At 45.0% G+C, this 24,802-nt stretch carries 10 protein-coding genes and 1 tRNA gene; 3 read left to right on the top strand and 8 right to left on the bottom strand.

Annotation, left to right across the window (positions count from 1 at the left end; all coding sequences use genetic code 11):
* The first annotated feature begins 131 nt into the window (after nt 1-131).
* The 3 genes from aroB (at nt 132) to ACYIA1_RS13610 (ending at nt 5,092) form a co-directional block, all read left to right on the top strand.
* Nucleotides 132-1,193: a 3-dehydroquinate synthase gene (gene aroB, locus ACYIA1_RS13620; RefSeq protein WP_122378453.1), complete on the top strand. Its 1,062-nt coding sequence runs from the start codon at nt 132-134 to the stop codon at nt 1,191-1,193.
* A 36-nt stretch (nt 1,194-1,229) separates the two neighbouring features.
* Nucleotides 1,230-1,304: transfer RNA gene (locus tag ACYIA1_RS13615), tRNA-Pro, on the top strand.
* An 866-nt stretch (nt 1,305-2,170) separates the two neighbouring features.
* Complete coding sequence (locus tag ACYIA1_RS13610) at nt 2,171-5,092, top strand: DUF6383 domain-containing protein (RefSeq protein WP_480335527.1); 2,922 nt, start codon at nt 2,171-2,173, stop codon at nt 5,090-5,092.
* A 759-nt stretch (nt 5,093-5,851) separates the two neighbouring features.
* On the opposite strand, the gene ACYIA1_RS13605 is transcribed toward ACYIA1_RS13610, so the two are convergent.
* From ACYIA1_RS13605 to ACYIA1_RS13570, 8 genes are all read right to left on the bottom strand, one after another.
* Nucleotides 5,852-7,123, bottom strand: coding sequence for an ATP-binding protein (locus tag ACYIA1_RS13605; RefSeq protein ID WP_005861286.1), 1,272 nt, complete (start codon nt 7,121-7,123; stop codon nt 5,852-5,854).
* A gap of 239 nt (nt 7,124-7,362) precedes the next feature.
* On the bottom strand, nt 7,363-8,781 hold the full coding sequence (locus tag ACYIA1_RS13600) for a calcineurin-like phosphoesterase C-terminal domain-containing protein (protein ID WP_172514231.1): 1,419 nt from the start codon (nt 8,779-8,781) through the stop codon (nt 7,363-7,365).
* A 37-nt stretch (nt 8,782-8,818) separates the two neighbouring features.
* A complete protein-coding gene (locus tag ACYIA1_RS13595; protein WP_480335524.1) occupies nt 8,819-11,989 on the bottom strand; it encodes a TonB-dependent receptor in 3,171 nt (1,056 codons plus the stop codon).
* Between the two features lie 169 nt (nt 11,990-12,158).
* Nucleotides 12,159-12,809 (bottom strand): hypothetical protein, encoded by a 651-nt coding sequence (locus ACYIA1_RS13590; protein WP_008773859.1) that lies wholly within the window; start codon nt 12,807-12,809, stop codon nt 12,159-12,161.
* 267 nt (nt 12,810-13,076) lie between these two features.
* The gene (purL, locus tag ACYIA1_RS13585) at nt 13,077-16,766 is read right to left on the bottom strand and encodes a phosphoribosylformylglycinamidine synthase (RefSeq protein ID WP_480335522.1); all 3,690 of its coding nucleotides are present in this window, start codon (nt 16,764-16,766) and stop codon (nt 13,077-13,079) included.
* 179 nt (nt 16,767-16,945) lie between these two features.
* Nucleotides 16,946-18,538 (bottom strand): RagB/SusD family nutrient uptake outer membrane protein, encoded by a 1,593-nt coding sequence (locus ACYIA1_RS13580; RefSeq protein ID WP_087343650.1) that lies wholly within the window; start codon nt 18,536-18,538, stop codon nt 16,946-16,948.
* 49 nt (nt 18,539-18,587) lie between these two features.
* The gene (locus ACYIA1_RS13575; RefSeq protein ID WP_480335520.1) at nt 18,588-21,704 is read right to left on the bottom strand and encodes a SusC/RagA family TonB-linked outer membrane protein; all 3,117 of its coding nucleotides are present in this window, start codon (nt 21,702-21,704) and stop codon (nt 18,588-18,590) included.
* A 547-nt stretch (nt 21,705-22,251) separates the two neighbouring features.
* A complete protein-coding gene (locus ACYIA1_RS13570) occupies nt 22,252-24,735 on the bottom strand; it encodes a S9 family peptidase (RefSeq protein ID WP_288653078.1) in 2,484 nt (827 codons plus the stop codon).
* Nucleotides 24,736-24,802 lie beyond the last annotated feature (67 nt).

Raw genomic sequence — 24,802 nt, 5'->3', positions numbered from 1 at the left:
TTTCTTTCGGACGCAATGATAGATTCCTTCGGATCGAATAAGAATTCCATCCGAAGGAATTTTTTTATGTCGTTTTGATAATCGGAATACATGTTTTACCTTTGTGGTCTAAGGTTTTAAATAAAAAAGATATGTCAGAGCAAAAAGTGGTTATTTGCAAGGACCTGAAATCGGAACTGCAAGATTTTCTCTTCTCTCTAAAATACGATAAGTTGTTCATCCTTATGGATACGAATACCAAAGAGAAATGTTTTCCCTTGGTAGAGGATATACCGGCCTTTCAAAAGGCGCCGATTCTCGTGATGGAAGCGGGTGATATGAATAAGGGTTTTGTCTCTTTAGCCCAGATATGGACAGCTTTGTCGAATGAGGGGGCTTCCCGTAACTCCTTGCTGGTGAATTTGGGTGGCGGTATGATTACGGATATGGGTGGTTTTGCCGGCGCTACTTTCAAGCGGGGCATCCGTACGATCAATATCCCTACGACCTTGATGGCGTCCGTCGATGCTGCGGTTGGCGGTAAGACGGGTATAAACTTCAATGGGTTGAAGAACGAGGTCGGTTCTTTTTATCCCCCCTTGTGTGTATTCATCGATTGCGATTTCTTGCGCACGTTGGATCGCGATAATATCCTTTCCGGTTATGCGGAGATGATCAAGCACGGGTTGATTAGTTCGATGGAGAATTATGCGTCTGTCATGCTTTTTGATATCGACACCATGAATTATTCGTATTTGAATAGTTTGGTAGGCCAGTCGGTCGCCGTGAAAGAGCGGATCGTAGAGGAAGATCCCAAGGAACAAGGTATTCGTAAGGCATTGAATTTCGGTCATACGATCGGCCACGCTTTCGAGAGCTTGTCTTTCCTGAAAATGCGTCCGATCTTGCATGGTCATGCGGTAGCGGCGGGTATCGTGAGCGAGCTTTACCTCTCGCATAAGCTGTGTGGCTTCCCGATGGAGAAATTGAGTCAAGTCGTTTGTTATATAAAAGAGTATTATCCGGCGCTCTTCTTTGACTGCACGGACTACGATACCTTATATGAGTTAATGACACATGATAAAAAGAATGAGGGCGGTATCATCAACTTCACTTTACTGAAAAATGTAGGAGATGTCCGTATCAACCAATCGGTCACCAAGGAAAAAATCTTGGAGTCTCTTGATTTTTATCGTGAAAGTTTTGGCATTTAACGGAAAAAAACTACCTTTGCACCCGTAAAATAAAAGCGGGATGTAGCTCAGCCCGGTTAGAGTACGCGTCTGGGGGGCGTGTGGTCGCTGGTTCGAATCCAGTCATCCCGACTAAAGCTGAGATAAAAGGAGTTAAGTCTATGGCTTAACTCCTTTTTTTGCTCTCTACCACTTTCCTAAAACAATGAGGCAGTAGAAATTCCGACTCATCCGATATTCATGGGGGATAGCCTTAAATCATGACAACAGATTAAAATTGATATATTTCCGTTTGAATTTAGTGCGGTCATTCCAGCCTGTTTTAGCCATTATATCTGTTAATGGTTGCTTAGTGCCGACTTATCGGTGCATGCTCTGTGAGTTCAAAGTCTTTTGGGGCACGATTGTTTATCGGAGTAGGGAGGCCTAGCTGTTTGATAGAGTGCCATTGGCTGCTGAAGTGAATAACTAACGGCTTGTCGAATGAATAACTAGCGGCTATATATAGCCGCTAACTAACGGCTCGGGAAGTGAATAACTGATCACTTGGAAAGCCTTCTACGGCCTGCGAAATCAAGTATGCGCTAACCTAGAGGAGGATTTTTGGAAATTATATTATATATGTACACGTACATTAAAGAATATGATATATGTGAATAGGTTTTAGTAATACATACCAATAATATCAAGGACTGATTTATCTAATAAAACGGCTAGTATAAACGATCGTTTTAATCAGTCATTTGCAAAGGTACGCGTTTCTTTGACTTCTGCAACCCTTCCGAGCTATTTTTTTCATCCCTTATTCTCTTTCTTATCAATAGGATAGCCTATCCTTTACGAAACAACCGATTCCTTCAACGAACTTCTCTTTTTACTCCTCGAAAAACGCAAGATTTAGACGATGGTCTAGACTAGTCGTTTTGGTATGGCGAAGGATAATTAAAGAGTTGAGAGATATTTAATTAACACTATTATTAATATTTAAATTAGAGATTATGAACAAGAGAATTTCTACTATGTTTGCGTCGTTCTTGCTTATGGCAGGTGTGGCGTTTGCTGCGGATGGAACTACTTATTCTCAGAAAGAAGCTAAGCCAACAGAAGGTCTGAAAGTCTATTTGGGAAATGAAGAGGGTACATCTTTCTTGAAATCTGCGAAAGTGACGGACGCTGCTTATAAGTTTGCGAATACCGTTACAGAAGGCGAAGCTGGTGTCTTCACGGTTACAGGCGTAAAGACCGAGAATGGTAAATTGATGTTTAAACTGGTAGACGCTGCTGGAAAGGTGGTTTATGGTAAGGAAGGATCCACGGTTGTTGAGGCCGCTGGCGAGGATGATGTGAAGAAAGGTTATTGTTGGTTTACTTATGATGACAATAATACCTCTGATAACTATAATGATGATAAAATTACATTAGGAGGTAAAACTTTGGCTTATGATATGGCTACTGCCGCAAATGTAGCAAAAATGCTTATCGCTAAAAAAGGAACAACCTCTAATGATTTAAACAGCAATCTTTCCGGTAAAGGTTTCTCTTTTAAATTCCCGAACGCCGCTTCCGAGGCTGACGTGAATCCGTTTGGAGAGCAGATGTTCGCTATCGACGCTTCTACTGTTAATTCTACATTGGAGTTTGGTGAGACTGAGGTTTCCGGCGAGTGCTTCGTTGTAGCTAACGCCGCCGGTTTGAAGTTGGCTAAAGAGGGTGGTGTAACCGCGGATAACTTGAAAGCCGCTACTTTCATCGTATTGAACCCGAACGCTACATTCGGTATCACGAGCTTGGATGCTGCTAAAGGTGAGGGTTTCGGTTTCACTACCGTAAAGGGCGAGAAACTGAACGCTACCAATGTTAAGAAAGACGGTAAGATCGCTTTCATGAACGCTATCTATAGTGTTTCTGAAGATGACTTGGCAAACAAGGCTGGTCAATATACGATCAAGATGACAGGTGTGAAGGTAACGAAGGGCGCAGATGAGAACTTTGGTTCAGAGTTAGTTGTTTATGTAGGAGCTTATTCCTTGACCACTGGTGGTTTGAAGACTTATATCACTACGAAGGGTTCCACTGATAAGCTTTCCTTGGCCCAGACTACAGGAAATACATGGGCAAAGGCTTCTGATCTGTTGAAGACTGACGGTGCCGCTATCTATAATATCTACTTCACAGGAACTAAACCTGCCGATGGTGAAGAAGGTGAGTCTTTGTATGGTAAATATTTGGTTTCTACGTATGCGAAGACTGAAGAGCCTCGTGCTACCGCTTCTTTCTCTAAGGAGGCTTTGGCTCCTGCTAAGGTTGACTTGAAGGCTCCTGTTGCACAATGGGTAATTGTAGATATGCAGGGGTCCGGTGCTGTTACGTTTAATAATCTTGAGACGAATGAAACGTTTAATGCTAATTTGTATAAGACAGACAAGGCTGGAATTTATCAAGCCGTAAAGACTTCGGTTGGTGATATTCCTGCCGAGAATATCAAATTAGTTGCCGTAAGCGCTAATGATGGCTTCTTGGCTCTTTCTGACGCTCAATTGAAGCAAAAGGCTCAGTTGGTATTTAATGGCGAATCCTCTGTTGCCGTAGAGAAAGTGTATATGAACTATAATACCAATGATTCTAAATTTGAGCCGGTAAGTGATGCCGCTAAGAGCTACGCTTGGAGCTTGGAGAAGGCAGAGGCTGTTAAAAATAATGTTGAGTACATCTATTTGAAGGATGACGAGGTGGCTAAGAAGAAAGCGGATATGTTGACTATTCAAGCTTACTATTTGGTTGACGATAAGAAGGGTTTGAAGCATGAGAATTCTGATTATAAGTTGGTTGATCACAACGATAAGAAAGCAGACAATCTTTCTCGCTTGGTATTCAAGAAGAACGTTGACGGCACTTATTCCGTAATTTGCTTGGATGATGCTCTTAACGCTGACGAGGCTGCCGATAATTATAATGATGTTGTCAAGGCTGACGCTAAAATGTTGAAAGTGGATGTGAATACTCCTAGCTTCGATGAAGTTCTAGTTGGTGCGGAAAAGGCGGATTATGCGAAAGTAGTGGTAGATTTCTTCCAGATGGGTGCTAGCTTGGATGCTGTTCCGAGACATGCGACATTGGATAGTGAGGAAGGTTCAATCTCCTTGAAGGAAAATAAGAATGGTATCCTTGAGGGTATCATTGGCGCAGAAGGTCTGACTTTCTGGTTGGATACGGCAGATAGTAAGGCAGAGCTTCCTTCTTTCTATATCTCTAAAGGTATCGCTGAAGGTGACTCCGTTGCTCCGGTAAGAAATTTCTTGTATTTCGCTCAAGACTCATTACGTTATTGGAATGAGGCTCATGCTGAGTTTACTTATGATGAGAACTATGGTTTGGAAGGTACTTATGGAGCTGAAGCTGATGAGAATACAGATGTTAAAGCCATTTTCCGTCCGGCCACTTTAGCAGGTGTCGATACGATCAATACAACTGTAAACGGAAAGAATGTGGTTGTTGCGGCAGAAGCTAAGGAAGATGTTTGCCTTGGAGGTATAAATAACTTCAAATTTTATATCACGAAGTTGGATGGTGCTTACTCGGTGAGACCGGTAGATCAACCTACAAAATATTTGTATGCGTTGAACGGTAAGTTAGGCTTTACTACTGATACTTCTAAAGCGTTGCCGGTAACAGTAGGTGAGGGTAATCCTACATCTAATGAGTCTATCGATAACTCTGCGTCTTCTTCTATCGTAGTAACAGGCAACGCCGGTTCCGTAACGATCCAAGGCGCTCAAGGCGAGACTGCTTATGTTCGCAACTTGTTGAGTATGCCGTTGGCAGAGACAGTTGTCACTTCCGATAACGCTACGATCGCTGTTCCTGCTGGAATCGTTCTTGTAACGGTTGGCGACGAGACTGTAAAGGTGGTCGTTAAATAAGACATGTAAAGGAATAATGAAAAGATAAATCGAAAATCATTCCCGTGCGGATTATCCAAGTACCCCGAGAGGGCGAACAAGCGGGAATGGATTAATATTAATACTAAAGTAATAAATTAAAGTTCATCCGTAAGTACTTCCGTGAGGATGGAAACGGATCAAAGACAAGGGGAGACAGTATTGCGCTGTTTCCCCTTATTTGTTGATAAGGGTAGATAAGGGCTTTGTTGGTGAAATGGACGGTATTCGATCTTTTTGATTGATATAAGGGGGATATCGTGACATACCCTTTTTGAGAGAGGTATGAAGTAGGGGAGATCGGAGGGGTATAAATAGCCTTTTTCATGCAAAAGGACCACTTTTTACACACGATAGGTGGTAAAAGGCAGTGCGACTAGTCGTGTTTGGCAACGACAGTAGTGCCGTTGGGCATCGTAAACAGTCATGAATAGGGTTGTTAGTACTCATGAATGGGCATCGTAACCCTGTTATATCCCTGTCGTAACTCAATGAGATAGCCCGGATAAGCTATAGGATATGAATTAGGATGAATTAAATTCGCTAGGATAAAAGGCTGTTTTTAATTAATGCGGTATAAGACAAATGATTGCTAATATTTTTTCTCGTATTTGGGGATAAGCTGTACGTTTGCCCGAAAAAAGTGATTCTCCGGCAGTTGAGTTTACAAATTGACAAAATGCCAAGGTGCTTTTTTTGTGAGCTTATAGGAAGGGCTAGATCCGAAAACAAACCTTGATTTTAGAGAATGGCATGGGATAAATTCCATGCTTGTACGTGCTTTATTCCTTCTTTGGAAGGAAGCGGCAAATCATCGAGCGAGACAACGATCTTCTCGTAATTATCCTCAATGGCCTCTAACGAGGCATATTCCCGTTCGATGGTTTCTTTGTCGATTAGTAAATAAGTGGATTGGAGATAGATAACCCTCTCTCCTTTGATAGCGACGAAATCCACCTCTTTGTTCTTTATGCTGCCTACGTATATTTGATAGCCGGCCCTTAATAAATCTAGATAAATGAGGTTTTCTAGTTTATACCCAATGCCGTAGCCAAAGCCTTGATATAAATAATTGTTGAAACCTAGGTCATTGATGTAATACTTACAATTCCCGGCGATGGTCTCCTTTCCCTTGATTTGGTATTTCTCGACTTTATGTACCAAAAAAGTGTCCTCTATGTAACTAATGTAGGAGGCGATCGTATCATAGCTGGTCTTCCTTCCCGAGCTCTTGAAATAATTGGTGATATTCCGAATTGATATTAAATTAGATGCGTTATTTACCAGATAGACAAAAATGTCCTCAAGCAACTTAGCGTCTTTTATGTTTTGTCTTTGTATGATATCACGTAGTAATACGGTGTCTTTTAATGCGGATATATAATTTCTTTGTACTTCTGGTTGAGATAGATGGTATAATTCAGGCATACCACTACTTTGCATATATTCTAGGTAGTGTACCTTGTTGTTTTCTTTTTGGGTGATTCCAAGAAACTCTGTGTATGAAAAAGGATAGATGGCAAATTCCACATAACGTCCGGCTAATAACGTGGCGAGTTCTCCAGATAGCATTTTAGAGTTGGAGCCACTAATGAATAACTCATATTCGGCGGTATAGTCTTGTGAGTATGAGTTGGCGAAGCGTTCCCATCCCTCTACATTTTGGATTTCGTCAATGAACAGATAGATACGACCTTGAGGATTTATTTGTTTTAAGTAGAGATTAAACAGGGAATCAAGATCTTCATTGGTTTTCAAAAAATAGAAGGCGGATAGCTCACAGTTAATGAAGAATATATTTCGGGGATTTACTCCACTATTGGCGAGATGGCTAGCTAACTGACGAAGGAGATAGCTTTTCCCTACACGTCGCTGTCCTACCAAGACTTTGATTAATCTGTTTCCGGTGTAGGATAATATCCTATCTAAATAATCTTGCCGTTTATAGCCTGTTGGAAAATCGTTTCCACCCCATAGGTTATACTTCTCTAATGTCTTAAATCTATCGTCCATACTCGAAACTTTTGCGTAAAAGTACAAAAGTTTCGAATGAACTCGAAACTTTTCCCGTTAAGAATGGGATATACCCTCAAAAAAATAACGGCAACCGCCTTCCGCCGAAAGCCGAGTTGCCGTTCAAAGTTAGGAATAAGGTTTGGTTTGTTCCTTTGTAATGATTTTAACATTAATATGTAATGAGAGTTTTCTACATTTTATCGATACAAAAGTAAATGCCACTTGTTACGATTTGATTACGGGAGTGTTACATTTTTAGTAAAGGTCTCGCCAAATCGGTTGATAACCTTGATCTGTACGTCTTTGACTCCGGCTGAAGGGTGGCAACGGAATAAGTGCGATGTATGATATCCGGAAGGTTTTCCGTGCATGTCGATATAGTCTTGGTCTTCATCATCGAATTGCTCCATGCAACCTTTCTCTATGCCGTTTTCGCTCCATGTAACTTGGTAGGTCGGGTCCCAATCCCATACGTTCACCACTAGGTAATCCGCTTGCGATTTGAACTCATTCGGCCTATAAACCCTGAATTGATAATCCGAATCATGGCCGGTTGCCTTATAATACCAAGTAGCGGCATTCCCTTTCACCTCAACGACCAGATAACCGTTCGGGGCGCCGCACCGATTTACATGGCCGGCCCACCAAGCTCCGCAAGCGGCTCCGATATTATGCTCGTACAGATTCGGTGTGACTTGGTTGTTCTCGAAGAAATGCGTATGCCCGGCGAAGATATGGACATTATAAGGGCTGACGATCTCTTTCAGGCTCTCAGCGTCCTCGGCGTTTCCTCCCCCTTTATCCGTCTGGTTGAATACCGGGGCATGTACGTTGATAAATACAAGTGTTCCGGGTTTAACGTAACTCAGGTCGTTTTTCAGCCATTCCAGTTGTTCCTTTCCGAAGCGTTCGTCATATTTCTTGTCTTTATAATAATCAATATCTTTTAAGGTGATGATATGTGCATCCCCGACATTGAACGAATAATTGTAAGGGCCGAAATGATCCTCGTAGATACGCTCCGCATAGCTCTCCTCGGTTACCTTTTGATTGGATAAGGCCGGGTAACGTAAGTCGTGGTCGTGATTGCCGATCACGGAGAACATCGGGATGCCTAAGACCGAGACCGCTTCCTTATAAGGAGTGAATAAATCCATGCGATCCCAAGTAATGTCTCCCAGCGCCATACCGTAGACCTCTTTTCCTTGGTAGCGCTCTATAGTCTGCTTCAAGTCGGGGATGGTCTCTTCACGGAAACGTTTCATCTGCCGTTCGTCGATGGTCTGAGGATCGGAGATTGCCAAGTAGACAAACCCGTCGATTGGCTGTTTCCTAGGGGTGAGCGTAAAATCATGTTCATTGATCTCCTTACTTTTATCAAGTTGCTGATAGAAAAGATCCGGTATACCTTTTGTTTGCTCGATCTCATAGTCACCCGGTACGGAGAGGTAGACAAAGCGGCTTTTGTCCAGATTCGAATCTAGGCTATATTCTCCCCGCTCATTTGTTTGCGTGAAATTATAACCATCCGTAACGACTACGCCTTGTAGCGGTTTGCCTGCCGTATCGGATACAGTGCCTCTTACGGTAGCGGCTTGCGCTATCCAAGTGGATAACGCAAGTAAAAGCGTGAATGATAAGAATTGTCTCTTCATCGTAATTTTTTTATGATTTGAATATAGAATATGTTAGTTAGAATTTATAACGTACGCCGATTTGAATCTGCCAAGGGTTTCCGTTCATATTGGATACACCCGTGTTTTTGTTTACGTTATATACGTATTGCTTCTTCTCCGCGTCAAAGCTCTTGATGGAGTAGATATTCTGCTTGCCTAGATTATGTCCGGCACCCCAGTCCTTGTTCAGCATATTCAGGAAATTGAAAAAGTCTATCGAGGCCTCGATGGAATGAGTCTTATAGATCTTGAAGTTCTTGTTCAAGCGCAAATCGAAAGTACCGTAGAAGCCATTTACGCCACCGTTACGCTCGGCAACCTTCCCATAGTTTTTACGGATATAATCTTTTACGCTCTTCTCCGCTTTCGGGTTGTCCAAGATCGCTTGGATACCCTCACGAAGATATTGAGGCGTATTACTATCGTTCGGGTCATAGATATAAGCCAAGTCGTTGGATGATACGAAATCACCGTTCATATTACCACTAACCGCTAAAGAGTAGCGGGTCCCACCGATCCCGGAGAAACGCAAGCCTACGCTGATTCCCCAGAAAGAAGGAGCCGTACCGTAGAATACGACCTTATGGCGGAATTGCTTGTCCGAGTAAGTCATGGTACTCAAATCACGAGGATCATCTTTTACCATCAAGGCTAGGGTCGCTGTATTCGCTACGTTTCCGTTGTAAGAGGTGTTATCCTTGGAATCGTTCCACGTATAGCTGAAAGAAAGTTCGCCATCCTTGAAATAACGCCAAGTTCCATCTACGACGAACGCGTATTGGTTGATTTTTCCATCGCTGATTAATTCCAGCACACGGCCTACCTTATCACTTTTACGTCCTTGCATCCAGTCGGTAGCTCCGTTCTTGGTATTGATACTCTCGGCGGGGACGAACACGCCACGATTCCCCTCGGCGGCGATACGGAAGTAAGGCTCATCCACCATATTACGGTCTACGTACATATAATTATGGCGTGCCCAGTTGGCGTAAGCACTGATACCTACCCGCAAGCGATCGGAGAAGAAATGCGTGTAGCTGGCGTTCAACTTATATACTACCGGTACACGGGCATCCTTACTATTCATATTGATCGTGCTGATCTTTTGGATATTCGGGTTGTTGAATAAATCAACGCCCGGAGCGGTAGAAGGATCTTTGCGGTATGCCGGGAAATTCGGTGTCGGAACCAAATTGCCTTGTATATCCACGGACGCTACCTTCGTACCGTCGAACAGCATATTGTTGATCATGGAATAGTTGTTTAAATCCGAACCGAAGATACCGGCGCCAAGGCGGATAATATCTTGATGTTTATCATTCACGTCCCACGTGAATTGAACGCGGGGTTGCAACTGGAAGGTGGAGATTACGTTGTCCGTACGTAAGCCTAGTTCGTCATAAACAGTCTGGTTAAAGTTCGCATGGTTGAAATAGCGGGTATAATCCGCACGGATACCGGCCATGACCTCGAATCCGGTGAAAAGCTTCGTTTGTAATTGTCCGTAGATAGCGGAGTTCAAGGTATTCATCTTTACGGTAGGATCATCTACCAAGGCGATTTCCCGGGCATAGCGGTAAGGAGTCATATGCTCGAAATTATCCAGTCCCGTGAAATAAAACCGTCCGTTCATCTCACTACCGTAGAGTGATTTCATATTGGTGTACATGAAGTCCGCTCCGAGTGTATAGTTGATGCGGTCCGTATTATAATACATATTGTCTACCAATTGAAGTACATTATCCTTGAAATGTTCGGGAGCGTAGCGTTGACCTCCAAGTTGGATGGAAGTGTACATGCTCTTGTCACCAGAAATAGATTCCACGTTCTCTACGATTGCTCTCGGAATATTAGAACTAGGCAATTGCTTGTTCGGGGTCGTAGCCTCGTAAACCAAGAAATGTTGAAGCTTCAACTCGTTGGTCAGCTTTGGGCTTAATACCGAGCGTAAGGTAGCGAGTAAGCTGTTGTTATGCGATTTGCGATCGATCCAAACCTCGTAGAGATTGATACTGGAGTTATCGCTCTCGCTCTGTTTATTATCCTCGTTGATGAAATTATTGCGAATGGTTAACAAGTTGGTTGCGTTCAACTGCCAGTCGATACGGGCGAAGACCGCGTTCGTCTGCTTCTTCTTACCGAACTCCCCGAATTGAGGCTCATTCGAAACTCCGTATTTAGTACGGGCGATATCCAGATAACGGTCTAGCGTAGATTGAGTGACATTATAGCGAGACTCGTCCGCCGCCGTCTTGATATCCGCTATATAAATCGGACGGGAATCCTGTTGGTGATCCCATACGACATAGAAGTGCGCACGGTCTTTCACGATCGGACCTCCCAAAGAGAAACCATATTGATAGGTAGAGAAGTCGGAAGTCGATTTATTCCCCCGTATATCATAGGAGCTGGATAACCAATCGGCACGACCGAACCCGAATACACTTCCGGTGAAAGTATTGGTTCCTGATTTCGTGACAGCGCTCACGGTGCCGCCCCCGGAACGTCCGTTGGTCACGTCATATTGATTGGTTACCACCTCAAACTCGCGGACGGCTTCCATGGATATCGTATAAGCGCCGGAAGTCGTTCCGCTCGCTACGGTTCCTTTAGCCGTCATACCGTCGATGGTGTAATTCGTTGAGGATGATAATTGCCCGGCGATATTTCCTCCGCTACTCAATGGCGAGAGATCCATCAGGGATGTGAAGTTACGGCCGTTTACCGGAAGCTTCGTGATATTTTGAGCGGAGATAGATGTTGCCGCGCCGATCTTCGGAACCATGTTCTTCAAGGAATTAGCGACTACCTCGACAGCTTGGATCTCCACCGATTCCTCCGCTAGCTTGAAATCCACTCGAAGCATATCCCCTTGGTTCAATGCGTATCCTGTCTTTTTCTGTTCCCCATAACCGATATAAGAAGCTGTAACGGTATAAGGAGAACCTAGCGGAAGCTGCTTGATGGTGTATTCTCCTTTATCGTTCGTGATAGAGCCCGTGAAGAATCCGGTAGATTCATTCTTGACTTGGATCGTGGCCCCGATCACTGATTCCCCTTTATTATCCACGACCGTACCGGTGATAATGGCTTGCGTTCCTTGCGCGAATAGGAGAGCCGGTAAGCAATTAAAAAATAACAAACAGGCAAGTAACCTGCAAGTAATGCGTTTGTTAAACATCCTCATAACAATCTTTTTAAAATTAAACCTAAATATCTTTTACGGCGCAAAAGTAAGTGTCCCGTTTTGCAAAGAGATTACATCCGTGTGTAGGTTTAAATAAAGAAAAAAGCCTAATGAAGGATATCCATTAGGCTCAACGAGAAAATTATAAATGTGTCTATAAAGAAGAAGGTTAGTCCTCATCCAACGTTTTGATAATGCTAGATGCTATCTTGGATGAACTCTTGCGGCTGCTCTTTCTGAGTTTATCCGGATTCTCAAGATTCATACAGGTAAAGAAGTTATTCCCCCGATATACCTCGTTTTTATCTTTATCGAATAGGGTATAGCTGACGATATGGAAAAGTGTGCGCAACGGTTGGTCTTGCCATTTAAGATAATGCTGGTTTAATACCAGCAGATAATCAGCGTCGGCATTATCCAATACTTTTTGTAACTCTTCGGTCGGCACGGCTGAAAGATCGGAATAGCAATCCTCGCTCTCCCCGTTCACCTTGATCTCATTCAGTACCTGTCCGGTCACTTGTGTAGCGTTTGCCGGAATAAACTTACAATCTCCGTTCTTTACGGATGCGGCGATATTCTCGGCGATGATCGTATTATATGTTTGGTCGATACTATCCGCTTTCATACCGGTCTCTTCGGCGATCATCCCATTGTAGAAATAGTTTGATTTCACGTTATCGTGCAAACCTACGATGAGAATTTGCTTCGCATGATAATTGTCACCTTCCTTCTTACTTTCTTTAGCGTTCGCTGCTATAGAAGCTACGGCTAAAAAGAACATAACCGTAAAGATTCTGATTTTAAATAACCTTTCCATGATTCTTCTATTAAATTCTGTGTCTATTAATTTCGAAGGCAAAGATATTAGCGGGGTGTTGCAGGGATATTACGGTTGTATAAAGTAATGGTTACCGATAATCCCCCTGTACCGGCTTGGATATTAAAATCGTGGATTCGTTGTAAAGTCTATTCTGCCGTGTGGATGAGTTCAATCAAAAGGCGGTTACCAAGAAACTTTAAGGAGATATAGAAACAAGGGTTGTTTTTAAGGTTCAAAGAACGCTAAAAACAACCCCCGTTATTTTTACTTATTATTCTCGATCCACTTGCGAGCGTTCACGAACGCCTCGATCCATGGAGTGACCTCGTCGTTCTCCTTACGGTCGGCGGGGTAATAACCGCACTGCCAAGGGAAGATCGCACGTTCGGGGTGAGGCATCATAGCTAAATGGCGGCCGTCCTTTGAGCAAACACCGGCAACGGACCAAGGAGAACCGTTCGGGTTGGCGGGATAGCCATCGTAGTTGTATTTAGCGATGATGTTGTACTCCTTCTCCTCGTAGGGGAACTCGAACTTACCTTCACCATGAGCTACCCATACACCCAACTTCGTGCCGCTCAAGGAGCCGAACATTACGGAGTTGTTTTTCGGGATCTCCAAGCTAACGAAGTTAGACTCGAACTTATGGGAATCATTGTGAACCATCTTATGCTTTTTCTCGTGCTCCGGATAAACCAAGCCTAACTCGGCCATCAACTGGCAACCGTTACAGATACCCATGCTCAACGTATCTTTACGTGCGTAATAGTTGTCGATCGCTTTCTTGGCTTTCTCGTTATACAAGAAACCGCCGGCCCAGCCCTTGGCGGAACCTAATACGTCGGAGTTGGAGAAACCACCGCAGAATACGATGAAGTTTACATCCTCCAAAGTCTCGCGTCCGCTAGCCAAGTCCGTCATATGGACATCCTTCACGTCGAAACCAGCCAGATACAAGGCGTAAGCGGTCTCACGCTCGCACTGCGTACCCTTCTCGCGGATAACGGCGGCCTTGATACCGTTCGGCGTACGGCGATCGGCGGATATTCCATAAGAAGAAAGCTTTCCGGTGAAGTCCTTATGGAACTTGTACTGTACGGGCTGCATCTTATAGTTCTCGAAACGGTTTCCGGCACAAACGCTTCCGCTCTGCTTTACATCCAGCTTATAAGAAGATTCGTACCATACGTCACGCATATAGTCGATACCGAAGTGATATTGGATGCCTTCTTTCGATACCAATACATGGCGCTCGTCGGTCGGTTTGGCGATGATGGCGAAACCTACGCCAGCTTCTTCCATCAACTTTTCGAATGCCTTCTTGTCCTTTACCTGAACCAAGATACCCGGATTCTCGGCAAACAGGATCTTCACGATATCACTCTCGGAGATCTTATCCAAGTTGACATCCAAACCACCCTCTACGTTGGCGAAGCACATCTCTAACAGGGCGGTGATCATACCTCCCGCTGAGATATCGTGTCCGGCAAGGATGAGTCTCTTCTCGATCGCATCTTGTACGGCGTTGAAAGCGTCACGGAAGTATTCCGGATCTTTCACGGTAGGAACCTCGTTACCCAGCTTGTTCAAGGCTTGGGCGAAGGCGGAACCACCCAACTTCAAGGTATCGAAAGAGAAGTCTATATAATAAATGTATGTATTCTTGTCTTGAGCTACTACCGGAGAGACGATTTTCTTGATATCGCTAACCTCGGCGCCAGCGGAGATAATCACCGTACCCGGGGCGATCACCTTATCGTCGCCATATTTCTGCGTCATGGATAAGGAGTCCTTACCGGTCGGGATATTAATACCTAAGCTGCAAGCGAAGTCGGAAGCGGCTTGTACGGCCGTGTACAGACGGGCGTCCTCACCTTCGTTGCGGCACGGCCACATCCAGTTGGCACTTAAGGACACGCTCTCCAACTTATCTGTCAGCGGAGCGAATACGATATTGGTCAATGACTCGGCGATTGCCATAACGGAACCGGCGGCCGGATCAACCATGGCTACCTGGGGAGCGTGACCGATAGAAGTAGCGATACCAGCTTTCCCGCGGTAATCCAACGCTACGGCACCTAAGTCGCTCAACGGCAATTGTAATTCTCCTTGACATTGCTGGCGGGCGATCTTACCGGTTACGGAACGGTCTACTTTGTTTGTTAACCAATCCTTGCAGGCTACGGCCTCTAATTGAAGTACGTTCTCCAAATAATGGTGAAGTTCGGATTCTTTGTAAACAACCGGTTGATAAGATTCAGTGACCGTATGGTCTGTCATAACCGTTCTAGGCGGTTTACCGAACATATATTCCAGCTTGATATCGATAGGTTTTACGCCGTCCGCTTGTTCGAAGACAAACTTCATGTCGTTAGTAGTCTCGCCTACCACATACATCGGGGCACGTTCACGATCCGCGATACGTTTTACGCGGGCTACATCTTCTTCTTTCATCAATAAGCCCATGCGCTCTTGGCTCTCGTTTCCTACGATCTCCTTCGCTGAAAGAGTCGGGTCGCCAATCGGCAATTTGCTCATATCGATGTGTCCGCCGGTAGCCTCAACCAACTCAGACAAGCAGTTGAGGTGTCCACCCGCACCATGGTCATGGATAGAGACGATCGGGTTCTCGTCAGACTCGGCGATCGCACGGATCACGTTAGCCGCACGTTTCTGCATTTCTGGGTTGGCACGCTGTACGGCGTTCAACTCGATACCGCTTGTATATTGTCCCGTGTTTACGGAAGATACGGCTCCACCACCCATACCGATACGGTAGTTATCGCCACCGATCACAACCACTTTCTCGCCTGGTTCCGGATCGCCCTTCAAGGCATCACGCATATTTGCGAAACCTACACCGCCGGCAAGCATGATTACTTTGTCGTAAGCGTATTTCTTATCGTTCTCCGTGTGCTCGAAAGTCAATAAAGAACCACAGATAAGCGGCTGGCCGAAATGGTTACCGAATGTAGAGGCACCATTGGAAGCCTTGATCAAGATCTGCTCCGGAGTCTGGTATAACCAAGGGCGGGGGTCTAGGATCTTCTCCCATTCGCGAGCGCCTTCTGTACGCGGGTAAGAAGTCATGTAGACAGCTGTTCCCGCTATCGGCAAGGATGCCTTACCACCGCCCAGACGGTCACGGATCTCACCACCTGTTCCGGTAGCGGCACCGTTGAACGGTTCAACGGTTGTCGGGAAGTTATGCGTCTCGGCTTTCAAGGAGATAACCGTCTTGATATCTTTTACGGCGAAGAAATCAGGTTTGTCACCGGATAGGGGAGCGAATTGCTCTACCGTCGGTCCTTCATTGAACGCTACGTTATCTTTATAAGCGGAAACCAGTTTATTAGGGTTCTCGGCGGAAGTCTTCTTGATCAAGTTGAACAAGGAACTTTCTTTTTCCTCGCCGTCGATGATGAATACACCTCCGAATATTTTATGGCGGCAGTGTTCCGAGTTTACTTGGGAGAAACCGAACACCTCGCTATCGGTCAACTTACGTCCCAACTTCTGGCTTACCTCGTTCAAGTAAGCGATCTCCTCTTGGCTTAGAGCCAAGCCCTCTTGTTGGTTGTACACTTCCAAATCCTCAATATAGACAATAGGATCCGGTTTTTTACTGATCGTGAAGATCTCCTGATTCAAGCCATTGTAGATACGTTGTAACATCGGATCGTGATCCGCGTCGCCAGAAGAAACAGGAAAATATTCCTCAATACGGGAAATACCGGTCAGGCCCATATTCTGGGTAATTTCAACGGCGTTCGTACTCCACGGGGTAATCATTTCCCGGCGTGGCCCTACGTACCAGCCTTCCAATGTTTCTGATTGAACAGGAGTTGCCTCGCTAAACAACCAAACCAGTTTTTGAGTGTCTTCAGGAGAGAAAGCGTGCGCGGCCTCTACAGCCAGCACCGTCTTTGTTGAAGATTGAAAGAATAGAATCATATCGTTGATTTATTAGTATTTATCACGAAATAACGAATAAGCCTCTTTTAGAGAGTGCAAAGATAATGATTTCCCGTGAATTATTATGTCAATACGTTTTAAAAGAAAAGAGGACGAAACCTCCCGGCCTCGCCCTCTCATGTCCCCTGCATAGTGAAAAAATAAGAGTGTGTCTATGTTTACCAGCCTGCGTTCTGTTGTGCGGCTAGTGTGGGGTTACGTAATAAGTCGTTTTGCGGGATCGGCCAAATGAAACGTTTGTCCGTGTATGGAATGAACGCCTTGTTACTGCCGAACCACTCGGATTTCACCTCACCACCTACCACGAAGGCACCTTGCCCTTTCGTGTTGTTGTACTCTATCTTAGCGGGGATACCTCCGGAAGGACAGAGGTCGTCCGCTGCTAAACGGTGAATGTCTTCCCAACGACGTCCCTCTCCGTGGAACTCGATACGTCGTTCCCAAAGGATCGCTTCCGTCAAGGCCTTCGTGTCGGCGAAGTCATTTGCCTTATACGTTTGGCTGGCAGGATCCGCCAAGGAGCGATCGCGTACTTCATTCAGTTTCTTCAAGGCCAAGTCCTTGTCTCCTTGACGTGCGGCAGCCTCAGCCTCATTCAGCAATACCTCCGCATAACGAATGATCGGGGCATATTCCTCACGTGTAGTCGGATTCTGATACTTGTCGCAGAAATAGTATTGGTCAGACTCCCGATAGAGTAATAGATTGCGTCGTTTGTCATCACCTCTCCAAAACTTGGAATTGTAAAGAATCGGAGAAGACGGACACATCGCACGCCCACCGTCGCGTGCCGACATCATGGAAGACATTGCGCCGTTCACGCTGGCATTGTCATCCGAGCTATTGGCGATCGAGAAGATAGACTCCATGTTATTTGAATAGGCGGTAAATGGAGTGGCGGGATCCGACTCCAGTTTGAAGCGACTATTTTCCAGCTTCTTCGCATCTTCGATTACGCCTGCCCAATCACGCATGTGCAGGTGTACGCGGCTTTTCAGTGCGATAGCCGCGCCTTTGCTCGCACGGGCGATCTTGTTGACTTCGATCACATCTGGAAGCAGGCTCTCCGCTTCGTCGAGGTCTTTCAATATCTGCGCATATGTATCTTTTACGGAAGAACGTCCGATTTGCAATTGGGTTTCCACTTGCGCAGGGTCGCTTACTGCGTTCAGATAGATTGGCATACCATAATTATTGTTGCCCTCCACGTTGTAAGGTAGCGCGAAATGGATCATCAAGTTGTGATACGTCAGCGCACGCAAGAACAGTAACTCTCCTTTGTACTGGTTTCCTAATTCTTGGGAGATTATTCCGTTGGCAACAGCTCCCTCGATGCCGTCCCTTACGATGTTGTAGCGATTGATCGCCTCGAACGAGGTCTCCCACATCGCCACGTTATTGGCGGTAGACACGTTATAGGTCGCGGAATAAGTATAATCATAGAACACGGCGGTCAGGTTCATGTCCTCCCCGCGCATCTCGCCTTGTAAAATACTGGCAGCCCCAAAAGGGTAACCACGTGTACGGCCGTTGCCTGTGTTGATATACAGACCGCATTGTGCGGCATCATAAGCACCGATTACGGATAGCTCACAACGATCAGGCGTGCTGTAAGCTGTCAAATCCGAGAACTTGTCGATAGGTTGCAGATCCACCACATCACTTTCGCAGGCGGTGAATAGCGGTAGCGAGAAAAGGGCTGTGCCCAACGCTACGGTTAAAATCTTTTTATATATTTTATTCGATATCATAATTGTATTGTTTTCAACAGTTGTTATTTATGCGAATTTCTCGAAGTGATTAGAATGTAACGTTAGCACCGAACGTGAACGAGCGTTGTTGTGGCATACCATTCCAATCCACACCATTACGAGACTGTGTCTCCGGATCCAAACCGCTATAGCCGGTGATCGTGAATAAGTTCTGTCCTTGCAGATAGAGGCGGATCTTAGACATACCCAATTTGGACACGATCGTCTTCGGGATCGTGTAGCCTAAGGTTAGTGTAGCCAGTTTCAGGTAGCTGGCGTTCTCCACGAAGTGAGAATCACTGAACCCGTCATTGAAAAGCGCGGCCCCGTCACCGTAACCGATCTTCGGGGTCATACCATCACCCGGTTGCTCGGGAGATACCCAACGGCCTAAGAGCTCCGTTCCGTTGTTTGCGAAATCCATGTTCAGCAATGAGCTTTGACGTGATGCGTTCATCAACTTGTTGCCACCGGAGAAACGGAAAAATACATTCAAGTCGAAATCTCTGAAAGTAACCGTGTTGTTCCATCCTCCGTACCAAGTCGGCATGGATTTACCCAATATCTTACGATCGTCGTTGGTCAATGACGATGGTTTGGATACATCTTCGGGGTTGGAAGGATCGTATTCGGCATAATCATATGCTCCGAAAGTATCGAACTGTACCAAAGAGCCGTCCGCCTTTCTCCAAATCGGATTACCGTTGGCGGCATTCACACCGTAATAATCATAACCGTAAAGTGATTGGTAAGATTCACCTTCCCGAATGATCGTATAGTTGTCGATGATATCCGTTCCACCATACAGCTCTTTCACCGTGTTCTTCACGGTAGAGAAGTTGATGTCCGAATGCCAATTCCAGTCCTTCGTATTGATAATCGTACCCCCTACTGTCAACTCGAAACCGGAGTTCTTGATCTTTCCGATATTGTCATAGTAGTAGTTGTTGGGGATACCCATCGTCGGAGGAGTCGGTACTCGCAATACTAGGTCTTTGGAGTTCTTCTGCCAATAAGCGATCTCGAAAGTCATACGGTTATTGAAGAGAGCACCATCCAAACCGATATCGAAAGTCTCGGTTGTCTCCCATTTCAAGTTATTGTTACCCATTACGTTCCAAGCGATACCTGCCATCGGTCCTACCAATTTGGCACCATACGTTCCCAAATAGGGATAATCGCTGCCTAAAGCAGAGTTACCGATTGTCGCATAGCTGGCACGCAAGCGGAGGTCGTTGAACCATTCGTTGACAGGTGCTTCTGTCCAGAATTTCTCGCGAGACAAGCGCCAAGCGGCGGAAGCCCCCCAGAATGTACCCCAGCGAGTATCCTTCGGCAATTTAGAGAGGCCATCGTAACGAATGGAAGCGCCGATATAATACTTGCTATCATAATTATAGTTCACACGGAACATATAAGAAGCCAAGCCATTCTCCGATTTCCATCCACCTACGTCCTTCTGTCCGAACGTATTGCTGATGATATGCTCGGAAAAGAACGGATCAGACAACTCATAGACACTTCCGTCCATATATTCTGTCTCGCTGTGTGTATATTCTTGTACAGCCGTAGCAGTCAGATTATGTACCGAGTTAAACGTGCGTGTGAAGTTCAATACGTTCTGCCAGTTCCAAGTGGCGTATGTGGAGTTTACCTCCTCGATTAAACCGCCATATCCGTATCCATCACCGGATTCTGTATCCCAATACATATAGTCGCGTACGTTAGCGATGTCTAGGCCAGCTTGTGTCTTAAACGTAAGACCATCCATAAAGGTGATCTCACCCCAGCCACCTCCGATTACACGGGTGTTTGTCGTACGATTCACGTTGTTGTCTAATGCCCATACGATGTTCTGCACACCGTTATCGATATAACTCAAGTTGCCACCACGTCCCAAGGCTTTGCGGTTTTCCGCATCGATATTGTAGCCGGTAGGATCGTCTGGGTTGTACACATCCACGTTCGGCAACATACGGGTTCCGGCGAAACCTACACCGCCTAAGGAGTTTTCTCCATTCATGACACCATTCATGATCGTGCGTGTCATTTGTCCGTTCAATCCGATTCGGAACCATTTCGTAGCCTGCTGCGTCAAGTCTGCTTTCAAGCTCAGGCGGTTCAAGTCGTTGGCACGTACGATACCTTCCTGCTCCGTGAAACCGAGCGATACGTAATATTGGCTCTTATCGGTACCGCCGCTGGCAGACAAACTGTGATTGTGCTGGAAGCCCGTACGGAAGATATAGTCGTTCCAGTTGGTATCCGGGCCGTTCGGGTCGTATACGGCTTGTCCCTTCATACCCCAGTTCTCGTATTTCTCGTTAGCGATAGTGACGAAATCCTTCGCTCCTAACAGGTCATGCAATTTAGCCGGGCTGGCCGCTGTGATATAACCATCGTAGTTTACGCTGGTGCGTCCCTTGGAGCCCTTTTTCGTTGTGATCAAGATAACGCCGTTTGCCGCACGGGAACCATAAATAGCCGTAGCGGCACCGTCTTTTAAGATCTCGATCGACTCGATATCGTTCGGATTGATATCCGACATGGCGTTATATTCAGCATACAACATACCCATACCGGTGGATCCGGAACTGTTGTCTCCTACCGCCAATGGCATACCATCGATGATGAATAAAGGTTGTGAGCTTGCGGAGATGGTGCTCATACCACGTACTTTAAACTGAGGGCCGGAACCCAACACGCCGCTGGGTGTCGTTACTTGTACACCGGCGGCACGGCCTGCTAATTGGGTATCAAATGAAGGTGCCGCTAAGTTAGCTAGGTCTTCACCCCCAACTTTCGAGATGGCGCTTGTTACATCCTTTTTTCTTTGTGTACCATAGCCAACTACTACAATTTCATCCAGATTCTGCGAGTCTGATTCCATGCTAACTTTAATAATCGGTTTTACTGTTACTTCTACAGATTTCATACCGATGTAAGAGATGATTAGCTTTTGGGCATTGGAAGGAACATCTAGTGTGAACGCTCCATTGTAATCGGTTACCGTGCCGATAGTAGTTCCTGCTACTACGATAGAGGCTCCGATGATAGGTCCATCGTCTTCCGCCGAGATAACCGTACCGGTCACCTTCGTGGTCTGAGCTGTTGCGAACGCTATACTTGCAAACAAGCATAGTAAAAGATAAGTCAACCTTTTCATAGATACATACTTTTTTGTTTAATTTGTTAATAAATAGATCGTTATAATCAATTTCTGCCATTTAGTAGATCGACGTAGTTTCCGGAGAACTAAATCAATCCATCTCTTGGTATTTATTAATTATTACAAATATCTTAATAAATTATAAAGTATACAGTCTATATAAACACCTACTGTATCTGATTGTATTATTTACATTAAGTGCTTTATTTTGATCTTTATGCTGTAAATATAAAGATATATTTGCAATAAACAAGCATATTAGTGGTAAAAATGAGTTTATGTAGCAATTTACAAATATTGCTTTCCTTGGGATATGTGTTAAATTAGTGCATTATAATACTAATATATGGCATTAATATACAAATTGTTTTTAACTCAATCCCGCATCAATGCTAAAAAGTAACACCAAAAACACCTTGCTCTCATGAAGTTCTCCGGAAACTAAGTTCTTTCATGAATACTATCTAATGTATTTAAATAAAAAAGAGTATCTAACTAAAGATACTCTTTAAATATGTGTGAATAAAGTGAACTATTCTAACTCCTATAGGCTTTTGGGAGGATATAATGCGTCCCACCACTCGGGTTGGTCTTTCAGCCATTTAGCGAACCATGCGTAAATCGTGTTATTCCACAATATTCGTTTGTCATAATCCAATATATGGTGATTTTCTCCTTCTACCTGGACAAACGCTGTAGGCTTACCCAATAATTTTAATGCGGTAAACATCTGGATGCTCTCTCCAATCGGAACATTCGTGTCTGCGGTTCCATGTAAGAACAAGATCGGGGTATTGATCTTGTCTGCGTTAAACAGCGGACTTTGTAAAGTGTACATATCCCGGGCATTCCATGGATAACTGTTAGCGCTAGCCAACGAGCTGTATGAATATCCCCAGTAACCTTCTCCCCAATAGCTGGTGATGTCGCTGATTCCCGCATGAGACATGGCCGCCGCGAATATATCTGTTTTTGTTTGTAGGTATTGAGTCATGAAACCTCCGTATGAAGCCCCCATGCAACCGATTTTCTTCGTGTTGACAAAAGGATGCTCCTCACAGAACTTTTTCGTGCCTTCGATGATCTCGTCAGCGGTAAGTTTACCCCATGCGTTGACATGGCGTGCGGAGAACTCTTGGCCGAACCCTGTCGCTCCACTGGGCTGTATGATGTAGACGATGTACCCTAAGCCGGCGTATATATGCGAAGGATAACGGCTTTCCATCACCCGGGCCGTAGGAGTTGTTCCTCCGTAATAATTCACGATCATCGGATATTTCTTGGTCGCGTCAAAATGAGGAGGAAGATAGAAACGGCCGTAAATCGTATCCCCTTGGGCGGAGACGAAATTCCAATCTTGCACTTCTCCTAAAGTGACGTCTTTCAAGATCTCTTTGGAGAGATCGATCAAGCAGGAAGAGGCGTCGTTTTTCAAATTATAGGTATAAAGTCTTTGGGAATTGGAAGCGCTTAATCCGAAATAAACCATTTCGAAAGCTTGATTGGCGATGGAGTAATCGGAGATGACATCTTCCTTGGCTTGAAGTTGCTTAATCTTTCCGTTGGACGGGTTTAGACTATACATGCGAACACGGTCCTTATCTTTCGCCGTGATATAGACTTGTTTATCGAGGGCGTTCCACTCGTAGGAATCGACAGAGGGGTCAAAATCTTTCGTAAGCGGCTTTATACTTTTATCTGCTATATTGTATAGGAATAATTGCCCGTCGCTCGTATTCGATGTCTGTCCTTCTTTGATCTTTAATCCGATACCATCGAAAGCCTCTCCAGACGCGTCAATGAGTAATTGGGTGGCATCCGGGGAGAAAACGGCACGGCTTACGAATTTCTCACCTTTTATAAGGGTATCCACATGCATGGTTCGTAGATCCATCTTATATATATATGTACGTGAGAAAGGACGCTCCGTTAAATTCGGTTCCCTGCGACTGAATAGCAGATAGTGGCCGTCTTGAGATATATCGTTGATGTAAGTAGAAGTATGTCCATAGGTGAGCCGTTGGAACAATCCGGTTCGCAGGTCATATTTATGGATAAACATACGGTTTCTCCATCCCGGTTGGCGATCATCCGGCACCAGTATCTCTTGGATCTCTTTTCGTTCTTGCGGTCCTTTCTCCCGTATGGAGAATAATAGATAGTCCTCGGTAGGTCCGAAACTGAAAGAACCCTCGGGCAATTGGCTGGCAAGGATGTTCTCCTTTTTACTGGTAGGGTCTAAGGTCACCAATTCCGTGCCTTTCATCCCTTTCCGGGTGTAATAGGCCAGATTGCTTTTAGGCATCCAGCGTAAGCACTGTCCGTTCTCAACCAATACGGAACCGGTAGCCTTGTCTAGTATCTGGGTAAATGAGGACTGCTTTCCACCGGGATAGGTTTCTTGATAGGAGACGATAATGAGTTTTCCATTCGGGGACAGGCTGGCGGATTGGATACGTTTACCATCAAATACATCACTTAATGTATAACGTTTCTCCGGATTGACGGTCGCGGTTACCACCGCGTCTTTTTCCGGGTTGAATGAGGCTTTTAAGGCATTCTCTTTGTGGCTCTCAGATAAATATTTAATTACGATTTCATAGCGTCGCGGCTCCAAGGTCAACGAGGCTTCTCCTTGGGTTAGTTTTGTGAGTTGTCCATCCACGTAGACTTCTGAAATCTCAGGGCCATTGATCCTTAAGGTACCTTTTGTATAGCGGTCACTATTCAGGTAGAAGGAAACCAAATGTAGCGCGTAGGAAGAGGCCGAGGTTGGTAAGGTCAGCTCTCCGGAAGACGCCGCGTCAAGGGTTTGTCCGCTTTGGGAAAGGTTGCAGAAAGGAACGGTCGTGTTCAATAGTTCCTTGTCAGAGAATCTCTTACTGTTTACATCCAGGCTATCTGCCAAGAAGGGTTTCTTCACCTCGTAAGGGCCGGCGTAATTATAATGTCGCACGACAACCTCATCCGCCCATAGTGAGCAACAGGAGCATAGGGCTGAAAGAATTAAGATGTTTTTGTTTATCATGATATTTGTTATTTAGTTTAAAATAAGAAAGCGAGATGGCGGGTATCTCTCAGCCATCTCGCTGTAT

This window comes from Parabacteroides sp. KHUB-02 (assembly GCF_056640955.1).
Note: the sequence above shows the minus strand (reverse complement) of the source record. Positions and strands in the feature narration are given on the sequence as shown.

Excerpts from the sequence above, each read along its gene's own strand:
- aroB (WP_122378453.1), top strand. The coding sequence starts at position 132 with ATGTCAGAGCAAAAAGTGGTTATTTGCAAGGACCTGAAATCGGAACTG.
- ACYIA1_RS13610 (WP_480335527.1), top strand. The coding sequence starts at position 2,171 with ATGAACAAGAGAATTTCTACTATGTTTGCGTCGTTCTTGCTTATGGCA.
- ACYIA1_RS13605 (WP_005861286.1), bottom strand. The coding sequence starts at position 7,123 with ATGGACGATAGATTTAAGACATTAGAGAAGTATAACCTATGGGGTGGA.
- ACYIA1_RS13600 (WP_172514231.1), bottom strand. The coding sequence starts at position 8,781 with ATGAAGAGACAATTCTTATCATTCACGCTTTTACTTGCGTTATCCACT.
- ACYIA1_RS13595 (WP_480335524.1), bottom strand. The coding sequence starts at position 11,989 with ATGAGGATGTTTAACAAACGCATTACTTGCAGGTTACTTGCCTGTTTG.
- ACYIA1_RS13590 (WP_008773859.1), bottom strand. The coding sequence starts at position 12,809 with ATGGAAAGGTTATTTAAAATCAGAATCTTTACGGTTATGTTCTTTTTA.
- purL (WP_480335522.1), bottom strand. The coding sequence starts at position 16,766 with ATGATTCTATTCTTTCAATCTTCAACAAAGACGGTGCTGGCTGTAGAG.
- ACYIA1_RS13580 (WP_087343650.1), bottom strand. The coding sequence starts at position 18,538 with ATGATATCGAATAAAATATATAAAAAGATTTTAACCGTAGCGTTGGGC.
- ACYIA1_RS13575 (WP_480335520.1), bottom strand. The coding sequence starts at position 21,704 with ATGAAAAGGTTGACTTATCTTTTACTATGCTTGTTTGCAAGTATAGCG.
- ACYIA1_RS13570 (WP_288653078.1), bottom strand. The coding sequence starts at position 24,735 with ATGATAAACAAAAACATCTTAATTCTTTCAGCCCTATGCTCCTGTTGC.